Here is a 14397-nt window from a genome sequence, read left to right as displayed (position 1 = left end):
GGTTCAGCGGTTTCCCCTTTTGCTCGTCCCCCAGCATAATCGCGCCATTCCACTTGTCCCGCTTTCAGCCCAGGGAGAGCGCCTTGCCGAGCGTATCCACATTGACCACCGCCGATCCGGCGCTGCTGGTGCAACTGTCCGACAGCCATCTGTTTGCCGAGGCCGACGCAACCTTGCTGGGCATGAATACGCGCCAAAGCCTGCAGAAGGTCATCGAACTGGTCAGGCAGCAACAGCCGCGCATCGACCTGATCATCGCCAGTGGTGATATTTCCCAGGACGGTACGCTGGAGTCCTACCAGCAGTTTCGCGACCTGACCCGGCCGCTCGATGCGCCCGCGCGCTGGATCCCCGGCAACCACGATGAGCCGCAGGTCATGGCCGAAGCGGCCGTGCAAAGTGCGCTGCTGGAGCCGGTGGTGGACATCGGCAACTGGCGGGTGACCTTGCTCGACTCCGCTGTGCCAGGCTCGGTGCCGGGATTCCTGCAGGATGAGCAACTGCAGCTGCTCGCGCGGGCCTTGAGCGAAGCACCGGAGCGCCATCACCTGGTGTGTTTTCACCATCATCCGGTGTCGATTGGCTGCCCCTGGATGGAACCGATCGGGTTGCGCAACCCCGAGGCGCTGTTTGCCGTGCTGGATCGTTTCCCGCAGGTGCGCGCCGTGTTGTGGGGGCATGTGCACCAGGAAATCGATCAGTTTCGAAACAGCGTGCGCCTGATGGCTTCGCCCTCGACCTGCATTCAGTTCGAGCCGCGCAGTGAGGATTTCAAGGTCGGCGAGCAGGCGCCGGGCTATCGCTGGTTGCGGTTGTTGCCGGACGGGCAGATCGAGACCGGCGTGGAGCGGGTAACCGGGTATGATTTCACCGTGGATTACGGTTCCAACGGTTACTGAGGATTTGCGGCGCCTCCATCGCGAGCAGCCCGCTCCCACAGGTTTCTCGTGGTTCGCAATATCTGTGTTCACCCAGGATCCCTGTGGGAGCGGGCAAGCCCGCGATGGCGTCCGCACAGACACCCCAACTCCCTGTAAACTCTGCGTCTTTACCCGACACACAGGGAGTCCAGATGTCCGGTTCGATCCTTTATATCCACGGTTTCAACAGCGCACCCGCCTCGCAAAAGGCCACGCAGTTGATGCAGGTGATGGAGCGGCTGGGCCTGAGCGATCAGCTGCGTGTCCCGGCCTTGCATCACCATCCACGCCAGGCCATCGCGCAACTGGATCAGGCGATTGCCGAACTGGGGCGGCCACTGCTGGTCGGCAGCTCACTCGGCGGCTACTATGCGACTCATTTGGCCGAGCGCCACGGCCTCAAGGCCTTGCTGATCAACCCTGCCGTCAGTCCGCACCGGATGTTCGACGGGTTTCTGGGAACGCAGAAAAACCTGTATACCGATGAGGCCTGGGAATTGACCCACGACCACGTGACGGCCCTGGCCGGGCTGGAAGTGCCGGCACCCCGGGATCCGCAGCGGTATCAGGTGTGGTTGCAAACCGGCGATGAAACACTGGACTATCGCCTCGCCGAGCAGTATTACCGGGCATGCGCCTTGCGTATCCAGGCCGGCGGCGACCATGGTTTCCAGGGTTTTGCCGCGCAACTGCCGGCCATGTTGAGTTTTGCCGGCATCGGCGCAGATGTGTACCGGGCGGTGGATTTCACGGCACTGTGAACACCCGCCTCTTTTTCATCGATCACTTTTCATACAGACGGACGACGAGACCCCATGGCCACTCCCAGCGCTAGCTCTTATAACGCAGACGCCATCGAAGTCCTCTCGGGCCTCGACCCGGTGCGCAAACGCCCCGGCATGTACACCGACACCAGTCGGCCGAACCACCTTGCCCAGGAAGTCATCGACAACAGCGTCGACGAAGCCCTGGCCGGTCACGCCTCGTCGGTGCAGGTCATCCTGCACGCCGACCATTCGCTGGAAGTCAGCGACGATGGCCGTGGCATGCCCGTGGACATTCACCCGGAAGAGGGCGTATCGGGCGTCGAGCTGATCCTCACCAAGCTGCACGCGGGCGGCAAGTTTTCCAACAAGAACTACCAGTTCTCCGGCGGTTTGCACGGGGTGGGTATTTCCGTGGTCAACGCCCTGTCGACCGAAGTGCGGGTGCGCGTCAAGCGCGACGGCAACGAATACCAGATGACCTTCGCCGACGGTTTCAAGAAAACCGAACTGGAAGTGGTCGGCAGCGTCGGCAAGCGCAACACCGGTACCAGCGTCTTCTTCGCACCGGACCCGAAGTATTTCGATTCACCGAAATTTTCCATCAGCCGCCTCAAGCACGTGCTCAAGGCCAAGGCCGTTCTGTGCCCGGGGCTGCTGGTCAGCTTCGAAGACAAGGGCACCGGCGAGAAAGTCGAGTGGCATTACGAAGACGGCCTGCGTTCGTACCTGGTCGATGCGGTCAGCGAGTTCGAGCGCCTGCCGAACGAGCCGTTCTGCGGCAGCCTGGCCGGTAACAAGGAAGCGGTGGACTGGGCGCTGCTGTGGCTGCCCGAGGGTGGCGACAGCGTTCAGGAAAGCTACGTCAACCTGATTCCGACTGCCCAGGGCGGTACCCACGTCAACGGTTTGCGCCAGGGCCTGCTCGACGCGATGCGCGAGTTCTGCGAGTTCCGCAGCCTGTTGCCGCGCGGCGTCAAGCTGGCGCCGGAAGACGTCTGGGAACGCATTGCTTTCGTGCTGTCGATGAAGATGCAGGAACCGCAATTCTCCGGCCAGACCAAAGAGCGTCTGTCGTCCCGGGAAGCGGCGGCGTTCGTCTCCGGGGTGGTCAAGGATGCGTTCAGCCTGTGGCTCAACGCCAACCCGGAAACCGGCATGTTGCTCGCCGAGCTGGCGATCAACAACGCTGGCCGGCGCCTCAAGGCCAGCAAGAAGGTCGAGCGCAAGCGCATCACCCAAGGACCGGCACTGCCGGGCAAGCTGGCCGACTGCGCCGGGCAGGACCCGATGCGTTCCGAGCTGTTTCTGGTGGAAGGTGATTCCGCCGGCGGTTCGGCCAAGCAGGCGCGGGACAAGGAATTCCAGGCCATCCTGCCGTTGCGCGGCAAGATCCTCAACACCTGGGAAGTCGATGGCAGCGAAGTGCTGGCCAGCCAGGAAGTGCACAACATAGCCGTGGCCATCGGTGTCGATCCCGGCGCGGCGGACATGAGCCAGCTGCGTTACGGCAAGATCTGCATCCTCGCCGACGCCGACTCCGACGGCCTGCACATCGCTACACTGCTGTGCGCCTTGTTCGTCCAGCATTTCCGCGCGCTGGTCGATGCCGGCCACGTCTACGTCGCCATGCCGCCGCTGTACCGGATCGACCTGGGCAAGGAAATCTACTACGCCCTCGATGAAGCCGAGCGCGACGGGATTCTTGACCGCCTGGTGGCCGAGAAGAAACGCGGCAAGCCGCAGGTCACCCGATTCAAGGGTCTGGGTGAAATGAACCCGCCCCAGTTGCGTGAAACCACCATGGACCCGAACACCCGGCGCCTGGTGCAGCTCACCCTGGACGATTTCGAAGCCACGACCGAAGTCATGGACATGCTGCTGGCGAAGAAACGTGCGGGCGATCGCAAGAACTGGCTTGAATCCAAAGGCAACCTGGCCGAGGTTCTTGGCTGATGCGGGTTGGCTTTGCCCTGGTGTGTGCGTTGCTTCTGGGCTGTGGTTCGGCGTTGGCCGAACCGGCACCGGCGTTGCGCCTGTTGTCCGAGCATCCCGTGGAGGGCATGCGCGGCGGCAACCTGTCCGGGCTGGCGCAGTGCGGCCAGCAATTGTGGACGGTATCGGATCGTGACGACGACCAGATCTACCGCCTCGACCCCAACGACGGGGTCTGGCAGGCGCAGACCGTGCCGATCGAGGTCCCACCGGTGCCGGACAGCGGATTACCCTGGGGCCTGCGTGCACGGACCTGGGTTGCCTCGTTCGTGCGGGGCGGCGACCTGGATTTCGAAGGCATTACCTGCGACAGCGCCGGCAATCGCTACATTGTCAGCGAAGCGCATGCCGCCGTGCTGCAAGTCCCGTCTGCCGGGCCTGCGTCCTGGCTGAAGATCTCGCCGTTGCTGGTTCGTGAAGCGCGGGCCAGCGGCATGCTGTTGCATTTCAACGCGCTGTTCGAAGGCCTGGCCATCAGCCCGGCCGGCGATCAGATGTGGTTGGCGGCGGAGCGCGAGAGCCGTGGCCTGCTGCGCATCAAGCGCCAGCAGACGGTCTGGGAATGCGACGGCGGTTGTGTACTGCTGAGCGAGGCGGGCGTGGAGATGCAGCCAGCGAGTTTTCCCAAGGCCAAGGCGGTATCGCGGGACTTTGCCGATCTGTCCTTGTACAACGGCAAGCTGTTCACCCTCGAACGCAACAAGTTCGAGATTTGCCGGCGCGACGCGATGACGGCCAGGGTCGAACGCTGCTGGTCGTTTGCCGACGAGGCGTTGCAGGCGCATCGGCGTTATTCCCAGGAATACGGCCTGGCGGAGGCGCTGGTCGTGGACGCCGACGGGGCGTGGGTCGGCATCGATAACAACAACGGTGTCCGTGCCGATGGCGAGCGGCGCCCGATCGTCTGGCGCTTTGCCGCGCCTGTGGGTGGCTGGAGCGCCGCGCCATGAGCGCGCAACCGCCGGGCAAACGCGCCGGCCGGGTGTTGCTGATTCTGGCCTGGTGTGCCGGGCTGTTCCTGGCCACGCGGTTTTTCGGCGAATGGGAAGCGCGCCAGAACAACCCCAATGTGGTGGTCAGCTCGCAGCAGGGTGATGGTTTCATTGAAGTGAAACTGGTGAGCAATCAACAGGGACACTTCGTCGCCAGCGGCCAGATCAACGGTCAGCCGGTGGACTTCATGCTGGACACCGGGGCGACGGACGTGTCGATCCCCGCTGATCTGGCCAAACGCTTGAAACTGGAAGAAGGCTTCGGGGTGACCCTGAGCACGGCAAACGGTCTGAGCCAGGGTTATCGAACCCGTATCGATCGCTTGCAGGTCGGCGACATCGTCTTGCGCGATGTCCGCGCGCTGGTCGCGCCCGGCCTGGATGGCAATCAGGTGCTGCTGGGCATGAGCGCACTGAACAAACTTGAATTTACCCAGCGCGGTGGCACCCTGCTGCTGCGCCAGACAACTAACCGATGAGGCCCGCATGAGCGACTCCCTTGATCTCAGCCTGGACGGTGTAGAACGCCGGTCACTGTCTGACTTCACCGAAAATGCCTACCTCAACTACTCCATGTACGTGATCATGGACCGTGCCCTGCCGCATATCGGCGACGGCCTGAAACCGGTACAGCGACGCATCGTCTACGCGATGAGCGAGTTGGGGCTGGATGCCGATTCCAAGCACAAGAAATCGGCGCGTACCGTCGGTGACGTGCTCGGCAAGTTCCACCCGCACGGCGATTCGGCCTGCTACGAAGCCATGGTCCTGATGGCCCAGCCGTTCAGCTACCGCTACACGCTGGTCGATGGCCAGGGTAATTGGGGGGCGCCGGACGATCCCAAGTCCTTCGCCGCCATGCGATACACCGAAGCGCGGCTGTCGCGCTATTCCGAAGTGCTGCTCAGCGAGCTGGGCCAGGGCACGGCGGACTGGGGGCCGAACTTCGACGGCACCCTCGAAGAACCCCTGGTGTTGCCGGCACGTTTGCCGAACATCCTGCTCAACGGCACCACCGGCATCGCCGTGGGCATGGCCACCGACGTACCGCCGCACAACCTGCGTGAAGTGGCGTCGGCGTGCGTGCGCTTGCTCGATGAGCCCAAGGCCACGGTCGAGCAGCTCTGCGAACACATCCAGGGCCCGGATTACCCGACCGAAGCGGAAATCATCACCCCGCGCGCCGACCTGCTGAAGATGTATGAAACCGGCAAGGGCTCGGTGCGCATGCGCGCCGTCTACCACATCGAAGACGGCGACATCATAGTCACCGCGCTGCCGCACCAGGTCTCCGGGGCCAAGGTGCTGGAGCAGATCGCGGCGATGATGCAGGCCAAGCCGTCCAAGGCCCCGCAGATCGCCGACCTGCGTGACGAGTCCGACCACGAGAACCCGTGCCGGATCGTGATCATTCCCGGTGCGCGCAAGAACTTCGACCACGACGCACTGATGCAGCACCTGTTCGCCAGCACCGAGCTGGAGTCGAGCTACCGCGTCAACATCAACATCATCGGCCTGGACGGCAAGCCGCAGCTGAAAAACCTGCGGGCCCTGCTGGTCGAGTGGCTGGAGTTCCGGGTCCAGACCGTGCGTCGCCGTCTGCAATTCCGCCTCGACAAGGTCGAGCGTCGCCTGCACCTGTTGGACGGCTTGCTGATTGCCTACCTCAACCTGGATGAAGTGATTCATATCATCCGTACCGAGGAGCACCCCAAGGTCGCGCTGATCGAGCGTTTCGCCCTGAGCGAGATCCAGGCCGACTACATTCTCGACACCCGTCTGCGTCAGTTGGCGCGCCTGGAGGAAATGAAGCTGCGTGCCGAGCAGGATGAACTGCTCAAGGAACAGGCCAAACTGCAAGCCCTGCTGAGCAGCGAAGCCAAGCTGAAGAAGCTGGTGCGCAGCGAACTGATCAAGGACGCCGAAACCTACGGCGACGACCGCCGTTCGCCGATCGTCGAGCGCGCCGAAGCCAAGGCGCTGACCGAGCACGATCTGCTGCCGAACGAGAAAGTCAGCGTGGTGCTGTCGGAAAAGGGCTGGGTGCGCTCGGCCAAGGGCCACGACATCGACGCCACCGGGCTTTCCTACAAGGCTGGGGATGGTTTCAAGGCACTGGCGGCCGGCCGGTCCAACCAGTACGCGGTGTTCATCGACTCCACCGGGCGCAGTTACTCGGTGGCCGCCCATACGCTGCCGTCGGCCCGTGGCCAGGGCGAGCCGTTGACCGGTCGTCTGACGCCGCCGCCAGGGGCCAGTTTCGAATGCGTACTGATGCCCGAAGACGATTCGCTGTACGTGATCGCCTCCGACGCCGGCTACGGTTTCGTGGTCAAGGGTGAGGACTTCCAGGCCAAGAACAAGGCGGGCAAGGCGCTGCTGAGCCTGCCGAACAATTCGAAAGTGATCCTGCCGCGTCCGGTGGCCGATCGTGAGAACAACTGGCTGGCCTCGGTGACCACCGAAGGTCGCCTGCTGATCTTCAAGATCAGCGATCTGCCACAATTGGGTAAGGGCAAAGGCAACAAGATCATCGGCATTTCCGGTGAGCGAGTGGCCAATCGCGAAGAATACGTCACGGACATCGCCGTTGTGCCGGAGGGCGCTACCTTGGTGCTTCAGGCCGGAAAACGTACCTTGTCACTGAAAGCAGACGACCTCGAACACTACAAAGGTGAACGTGGGCGTCGTGGTAACAAATTGCCACGTGGCTTCCAGCGGGTGGATGCGCTGCTCGTCGAAAACCTCAATTAAGCGTCCTAGAGCGCCCGATCTACGATTTAACGCGTAGATCGGCGCTTTGCCGCTGGAGTCGGAGCGCATATTCACGGATGATGTGCCCTTTCCAAGCGCCGGTGTGACCGAGCGTTCTTCATATTTATTGAGTATTTTCACTGTGGTGAGCCTTGTGGCAACCACCTGGATGGGACGATGACTGCTCTGCGCCTTCCTTTTATTCTGATGCTCGCCGGCGTTCTTGGCCTGGCGGGTTGCAGCGTTCACCAACCGGTGTCGCTGTACCAGCTGGACAGCGGAAGTCCGGCGCAACCTGCGCAAGCCGCAGGTATGGCCGTACTCCTGGGCCCGGTGGTCGTTGCGGACTACCTGCAGCGTGAGACGCTGTTGCAGCGTCAACCGGATGGCAGCCTCCAGGCTTCGACCGACGGTCGTTGGGCTGGCAGCCTTTCCTCCGACATCGATCAGCTGTTGTTGCGCCAGGTCGCGGGTCACCTGGACAGCCAGCGTGTGGTGCTGGCCCCGGCGACCCTCGGCTTCACCCCGGACGTTCAGGTGTTGCTGACCATCACACGGCTGGACTCGGGTGAATCGCAACCGGCGATCCTGGATGCGCAATGGCGCCTGATCGATCGTCGTGGTCAGGTGCGTGATAACCGCATCGTGCACCTGCAGGAGCAACATGCAGGCGGCACAGCAGCCCAGGTACAGGCTCAAGGCGTGTTGTTGCAGCGTCTGGCCGAACAGCTTTCCGTGGCGCTCAAGCCCCTGGCCAACCAACCACCGATTGCCGAAGCGCCTAAAAAACCTGCCGCCAAGCCTGCTGCACCGGCAGCCGAACAGGAGAAACAGCCGAAAATCCCGATGGCTGCTCCGATCCGCACCGATATGGAAGTGTTCCGCTTCTAAAGGCGGATGGCTTCAAGACCAAGCCCGCCCTGTTGCGGGCTTTGTCGTTTCTGAGGCCCGCCCTGACGTCCGCTCCTGCAGTGGGTCACGCTGAGCCTGTGGAAGCGGGCCTGGTCTGGGCAGCAATCCAAGACGCTGTTGCAGGCAACAAAAAAGCCCGCAGACAATCGCTTGTCTGCGGGCTTTCTTGCAGCAGGGCAAGGCTTACGCCCGGCGCTCATGCATCCGCGCCAGTTGCCGCTCGAGCATCGACGGATAAGGCTCCATCAAGCGCTCTACACAGCAGGCACCCTCGGGGCTGGCAATCGGGCGGATACGCGCACGCTGGCGGATCAGGGCGTCGTCGCTGATCCTGCGCTCCACCAGCAGCAGGTTGCGGCTGTGTTGCGACAGGGCCAGGGCGTCCTGGGCGGTTTCGGTCAGCAGCAGGTCGATCTGGCTCAGGCCGAACAACTCATCGCCCAGGGTCAGGCCCAGCTGCAATTGCAGGGTGATGCCGCTGTCGGCGACTTCGATCTGCAACTGATGGCCCAGCGCGCGCAACAACTCGCCGCAACAGATGGCGTTGGTCAGGTAATCGTCGCCGCTGTCCTCGGTGTGGAACAGCATCAGCGTGCTGCCATCGTTGAGGGTGTGCAGTTCGCTCTGATAGAGCGACGCCGCCTGATCGAGACAATCGCGGTAGCGTTCCAGCAGTTCCTCCAGGCGTGCCCGGGGCAGGCGACGCAGTTGGTCCTGGGCGCCCAGCTGTACCGCCAGCACGGCGCTGTGCTGCGGAACGCTGGACACCTGCGGCTTGATCACCGGGCTCGGCGCCGACTCGTCGCGCAGGTCGGCAAACGGATCTTCGTCTTCATCCTCGTCTTCGACGGTGCTGACGATCTGCCGAGGCGCAGGTTTGAGGCCGGCGACTGGCTTGCTCTCGTCGAAGCTCGGGTCGCGCAGGTTGCGCACTTCGAAGGCGGGCTCGTGATCGTCGGCGTCGGCGTATTCGCTGTCCTCGTATTCCGGTTCCGGCACGGGCTCGGGCTCGGCCGGTTCCGGTGCGAAGTTGGCGTGCAGTTGACGAGCCAGGTCGCCAATTTCGTCCTGACGGCCGGTCGCCGGCGTATATTCGTCGATGTTGCGCAGCCACACGCGCAATTGCAGCAGCGGCGTGGAAAGGTGGCGGCCCAGGCGCAGGCTCAGGGCCAGGGACAGCGCCAGCAGGATGGCACTCAGGATGCCCATGCTCTGCAGGCTGATGGTCATCGGCTGCTGGAACTGGTCCATGTCCAGGCTGATGCGCAGTTGTCCGGCGGTCACGTCCTGGAAGGTGATCTTGCTCTGGTACATGCCCTCGGCTTCGCCCAGCAGGCCGTGCTTGGGACGCTGACCGGATTCGGCGAGGATGCGGTTATCCACGCTGTAGATGGCGGCGTGGGCCACCAGCTTGTTCTTGGTCAGGTTGTTGAGCAGCACGTTGAGGCTGAGGATGTCGTTGGACACCAGCAGTTCGGTGGCCGAGGTGGCGGTCTGCGTGGTCAGGCTTTCGCCCAGGGCATCCGCCTGCTCGTGCATGGCCTGCTTGAACTGCAAACCCATCACGCAGGCGTAGATCACCAGGGCCAGGGCGACCAGGATCACGTTATGGCTGGCAATGCGCAATGCAATCGGTACACGGCGGTGGCGCAGTGCACGGAAGATCAGCAGAAAGAAGTTATCGGTTTTTACTGGCGTGGGCCGGTTCACTTGCGCTCGGCTCTTTTGTCCGTGAAGTTGACGCGCAGTATAGCGACAGGCCCTAGACCGGCAAAGCGCTCACGGTGCCCGATGGTCACTGAAAGTGGGTAGAATGCGGTTTTTTTCCACCTGCGGGGGTGCGCCTTGCGCGAAATCGTCCTGATAAACATCACCGGATCCGATCGTCCGGGTCTGACTGCGGCCATTACCGGCGTCCTGGCCCAGGGTGGTGTGAACATTCTCGACATCGGTCAGGCGGTGATCCACGACACGCTGTCGTTTGGCATCCTGGTTGAAATTCCCGACACCGAGCAAGGCCGCTCGGTCCTCAAGGACATTCTGTTCAAGGGCTACGAGCTCGACCAGCAGGTGCGTTTCACACCGGTCTCCGAGGAGGATTACCAGCAGTGGGTCGGCAACCAGGGCAAGAAGCGCCACATCGTGACGCTGTTGACCCGCAAGGTGACAGCCGGGCAATTGCAGGCAGTGAGCGCGATTACCGCCAAATATGGCCTGAACATCGATCACATCGATCGTCTCTCCGGGCGCATGCCGCTGGATACGCCGGCGGACAAAGGCAAGGGTTGCATCGAGTTTTCGGTGCGCGGCGAAGCGGCCGATCCGCAGGCGCTGCGTGCCGAGTTCCTCAACGTGGCCCAGGAACTGAATGTCGACATCGCCTTCCAGGAAGACTCACTGTTCCGCCGCAACCGTCGTCTGGCGGTGTTCGACATGGACTCGACGCTGATCGAAGCCGAAGTCATCGACGAACTGGCCAAGGCGGCCGGCGTGGGGGACCAGGTCTCGGCCATCACCGAACGGGCGATGGCGGGTGAGCTGGATTTCCGGGCCAGCTTCAAGGAGCGCCTGGCGTTGCTCAAGGGCCTGGACGTTGGCGTGCTGGATTCGATCGGCGCCTCGCTGCGCCTGACCGAAGGCGCCGAAACCCTGTTCGCCGAGCTCAAGCGCCTGGGCTACAAGACGGCGATCCTGTCGGGTGGTTTCACCTACTTCGCCAAACAATTGCAGGCCAAGCTGGGCATCGACTACGTGTTCGCCAATGAGCTGGAAGTGGTGGACGGCAAGGTCACTGGCGTCGCGGTCGAGCCGATCGTCGATGCGCAGCGCAAGGCCGATCTGCTCAAGGAGCTGGCGATCAAGGAAGGCTTGCGCCTGGAGCAGACCATCGCCGTGGGCGACGGCGCCAACGACCTGCCGATGCTGGCCATCGCCGGCCTGGGCGTGGCGTTCCGTGCCAAGCCACTGGTCAAGCAGTCGGCAAAGCAGGCGATTTCCACGCTGGGACTCGATGGCGTGTTGTACCTGCTGGGCTTTCGCGATCGGGATGGGCAGCTCTGAGATTCAGGCTGCTTGATCTGGCCCCATCGTCGGAATGCCGCCCAGATCAAGCCCGCTCCCACAGGTTGAGGTCGTACACAAAACCTGTGTTCAACACTCGACCTGTGGGAGCGAGCCGGCTCGCGATAGCGGTTCAGGAGCCGAAGGTCAAAGCGTCTTCCACAACGAATCAAAATCCTCTTCCGAGCTGACCGCGTCGCGGCCTGCGGCGCTCTCGTTTCTGGCCGCCTCCAGTGAACGGTAGGCGAACTGATTGAAGCTGTTGGTGCTCGCCACCCGTCGATCCAGACCGGCCCGGCGTTCTTCGCCGTTGGTGTTGATCAGCACTTTGTTGCCTTCCTGAAAGGGCAGTCGCGGTGCGAGCAGGGTGGCAGGCTGATCGACGGCGCTGATGGCCGGCAACAGCAGGCCGCGCAGGTAATGGCTGTGTTCGTCCCGGCTGCGCACCAGTTGCAGACCGCAAGGCTCGGCGTGGGGCGCAACTTGCTCGATGCCCATTTGTGTACCTCCACCGCGCACCTGGCGAATCCAGCGCACCACCGCGATGCTCCAGCCAGCCCCGGCCGAGTCCTCGATACCGACCATTTCACCCGCCTGCAATTCGGCGGGCACCTCACCCGGCCACGCCAGGCAATAGCCGCCGGGGCTGTGATTGATCACTGGCAGGGCATAGGTCGGAAAGTGGCGATTCTGGTCGTAATACTCCTGACCGTCGTCCACCTGCAACTGCGGGTACTCGATTTCCTCATAGGGCAGCATCGCATCGGCGGTGCCCTGGGGCGCCGCATCGAACGCATCGCGCCAGTGATCCTTGTCTCGCCCGGTGGGCTCGCTGGCCTTGAACTGCGCGCGCCCGGCGCCGGGATTTTTCAGGATCTCGCTGAAGGGGCGTTGGCCGCCCAGGTAGAAGTGCAGCGCGCTCATGCCCACGCACAGGTTCAGGGTGCCCTGACTGGCCGTACGCTGGAAACTGCGTTCGACCGCCTGGCCCCAGGCGGCGCTCAGGTGCTGCAGCGTATCCAGGCTCAGCCCTGCCGGTACGGGCAGTGGTGTCGGGCTGTCGCTGTTTTTCATATGGGCTTCGATAGCCGCGACCAGCGGCTGCGGATCGACAGCGAGCAGGCTGTCCAACTGCTCGGGGCGGAATTTGGACCGATACCGTGGGCCGACATCCAGCGCCGGCGCGACGGCGAACAAGCCACTGGCCGATGTCTGCGGTTCCAGCTTGAGCCGTTGGCTCCAGGGCTCCAGCACCTCCGCGAGCCGCGCAATCTGGCTCTGGCGCAGTTGGTTGCAGCGGGCGGCGCCCAGCAGCAGGGCCGCCAGATACGTCTGCTCGATGCTCAGGTTTTGCGTCTGGCTGGCCAGCTCGTCCCGCACGTTCAGGCGCTGAAGACGATGGGTGCAGGCGATTCGGTAGAGCTGGTGCAGTTCCAGCCAGAGGCCATCCGGCACCGGGCTGTAGAGTTCGGTGGCGCGCACCAGTGAGCCGTTGAGGCCGTGCATCGCCCGTTGCAACGCCTGGGTCAGCAGCGGTGCGCGGTCCTTGCTGAAGCGTGGGGCGATGCGCACGATGATTTGTTTGTAGCCCATCGCCAGGTGGCCTTGCAGCGCCTGGCAGAGATTGGCGATCTTGCGCGAGCGTTCATCGAGGACGATCGACTGGTGCAGAAAATGCCGCTCCAGGTGCTTGCAGACGTAGTACACCTCGGGCCGCAGCAGTTCGAGGAGTTGGAGCCGGTTGTCACTGGGGGTCAGCAACTGGTTGAGTTCGCTCAGGCCCTGATAGAGCCGGCGCGCGGTTTCGCCGATATTGGCCTTGGGCAAATCGGCGATCCAGCGTTTGAGGTCACGCGGGGTGGCTTCGCAAAATGACAGGCGCGACTGCGTGGGCGTCGGGGCCCGCAGAAGCAGGTGGGGACTGGTTTCATCCATGCCGTAAACAACTCCAGCCTGAAAGTGGACAGTAAACGGTTCGACTCTAGCAGCTATGGACAGATGAAGGGTTACACAAATTCCACACCCCCCCCTGTAGGAGCGAGCATGCTCGCGATGGTCGCAGGAACACCGCTGGGTATCAGACTACCCACGTTATCGTTGACGTCCATCGCGAGCATGCTCCTGCAGAGTCAGGGGTTTACGCCTTCGCCAGGCCCAGCCCCTGGCCCATCTGCACCGGGGAAAGGGCGGCCAGTTCTTCGACCCATTTGACCTGATCCGGGCCGAACAGCAGGACCACCGTCGAACCCAGCTTGAAGCGACCCAGTTCAGCGCCCTTTTCCAGGTGGATCGGCGCGCGGGCGGCTTCGTCGTAGCGGAAGGTTTTCAGCTCGCGTTTTGGTGGTGTCACCAGGCCAGCCCACACGGTTTCAATCGATGCCACGATCATCGCACCCACCAGCACCACGGCCATCGGGCCGCGCTCGGTGTCGAAAATGCACGCCACGCGCTCGTTGCGGGCAAACAGCTCCGGAACGTTTTCAGCGGTGGTCTGGTTGACCGAGAAGATGCGTCCCGGGATGTAGACCATTTCGCGCAGCGTACCGGCCAATGGCATGTGCACGCGGTGGTAATCCTTGGGCGACAGGTAGATGGTGGCAAAATCACCGCCCATGAACGGTGCCGCGTTGGCCGAGTCGCCGCCCAGCAATTCGAGCACGCTGAAGCTGTGGCCCTTGGCCTGGAACACGCGACCGTGCTCGATCGGGCCGAGCTGGCTGACCGCGCCATCGGCCGGGCTGAGGATCGCGCCCGGTGTTTCGTCCAGTGGACGGGCACCGTCCTTGAGGGCGCGGGTGAAGAAGGCGTTGAAGTGCTCATAGGCGGTCAAGTCTTCGACCAGGGCCTGTGACATGTCCACTTGGTAACGCTTTGCGAACCACGCGGTGAAGGCATTCTTGAACCAGCGCACGCGGCACTCGGCGACGCAGCCGGCCAGTCGCGAAAGCAAATGGTGAGGCAGCAGGTATTGGCTGAGAATAAATAGACGCTTGTTCATTG

Annotated in this window: 11 protein-coding genes; 8 read left to right on the top strand and 3 right to left on the bottom strand. The window is 63.0% G+C overall.

The annotated features are described in order from the left end of the window. Window positions 1-83 precede the first annotated feature (83 nt). From cpdA to QIW53_RS14200, 7 genes are all read left to right on the top strand, one after another. Window positions 84-899: a 3',5'-cyclic-AMP phosphodiesterase gene (gene cpdA, locus QIW53_RS14230; protein WP_371050238.1), complete on the top strand. Its 816-nt coding sequence runs from the start codon at window positions 84-86 to the stop codon at window positions 897-899. Between the two features lie 173 nt (window positions 900-1072). After that, window positions 1073-1681: a YqiA/YcfP family alpha/beta fold hydrolase gene (locus QIW53_RS14225; RefSeq protein ID WP_371050237.1), complete on the top strand. Its 609-nt coding sequence runs from the start codon at window positions 1073-1075 to the stop codon at window positions 1679-1681. Window positions 1682-1735: 54 nt separating this feature from the next. Further along, a complete protein-coding gene (gene parE / locus QIW53_RS14220; protein ID WP_371050236.1) occupies window positions 1736-3640 on the top strand; it encodes a DNA topoisomerase IV subunit B in 1905 nt (634 codons plus the stop codon). Beyond that, window positions 3640-4629, top strand: a complete 990-nt coding sequence (locus QIW53_RS14215) for an esterase-like activity of phytase family protein (RefSeq protein WP_371050235.1) — start codon at window positions 3640-3642, stop codon at window positions 4627-4629. The genes parE and QIW53_RS14215 overlap by 1 nt, the downstream gene beginning before the upstream one ends. Then, complete coding sequence (locus tag QIW53_RS14210; RefSeq protein WP_371050234.1) at window positions 4626-5150, top strand: retropepsin-like aspartic protease family protein; 525 nt, start codon at window positions 4626-4628, stop codon at window positions 5148-5150. The genes QIW53_RS14215 and QIW53_RS14210 overlap by 4 nt, the downstream gene beginning before the upstream one ends. A gap of 7 nt (window positions 5151-5157) precedes the next feature. Continuing rightward, window positions 5158-7425, top strand: a complete 2268-nt coding sequence (gene parC / locus QIW53_RS14205; protein WP_371050232.1) for a DNA topoisomerase IV subunit A — start codon at window positions 5158-5160, stop codon at window positions 7423-7425. 177 nt (window positions 7426-7602) lie between these two features. Further along, window positions 7603-8316 (top strand): PqiC family protein, encoded by a 714-nt coding sequence (locus QIW53_RS14200; protein WP_371050231.1) that lies wholly within the window; start codon window positions 7603-7605, stop codon window positions 8314-8316. Between the two features lie 204 nt (window positions 8317-8520). Here QIW53_RS14200 and QIW53_RS14195 read toward each other — a convergent pair whose 3' ends face one another. Then, complete coding sequence (locus tag QIW53_RS14195; RefSeq protein WP_371050230.1) at window positions 8521-10047, bottom strand: AhpA/YtjB family protein; 1527 nt, start codon at window positions 10045-10047, stop codon at window positions 8521-8523. 135 nt (window positions 10048-10182) lie between these two features. On the opposite strand from QIW53_RS14195, the gene serB reads away from it, so the two are divergent. After that, a complete protein-coding gene (gene serB / locus QIW53_RS14190; protein ID WP_371050229.1) occupies window positions 10183-11397 on the top strand; it encodes a phosphoserine phosphatase SerB in 1215 nt (404 codons plus the stop codon). 147 nt (window positions 11398-11544) lie between these two features. Here the strand turns inward: serB and QIW53_RS14185 are convergent, their stop codons facing one another. Both QIW53_RS14185 and asd read right to left on the bottom strand, forming a co-directional pair. Continuing rightward, window positions 11545-13332 (bottom strand): molecular chaperone, encoded by a 1788-nt coding sequence (locus QIW53_RS14185; protein ID WP_371050228.1) that lies wholly within the window; start codon window positions 13330-13332, stop codon window positions 11545-11547. 202 nt (window positions 13333-13534) lie between these two features. Further along, entirely contained in the window at window positions 13535-14395 is an 861-nt protein-coding gene (asd, locus tag QIW53_RS14180; protein WP_371050227.1) for an archaetidylserine decarboxylase, read from the bottom strand. Between the last annotated feature and the right edge of the window lie 2 nt (window positions 14396-14397).

The sequence above is a fragment of the Pseudomonas fluorescens genome (assembly GCF_041354075.1).
In the GTDB taxonomy this organism is placed as follows: domain Bacteria; phylum Pseudomonadota; class Gammaproteobacteria; order Pseudomonadales; family Pseudomonadaceae; genus Aquipseudomonas; species Aquipseudomonas fluorescens_CE.
This window is presented reverse-complemented; position numbering and strand designations above follow the sequence as displayed.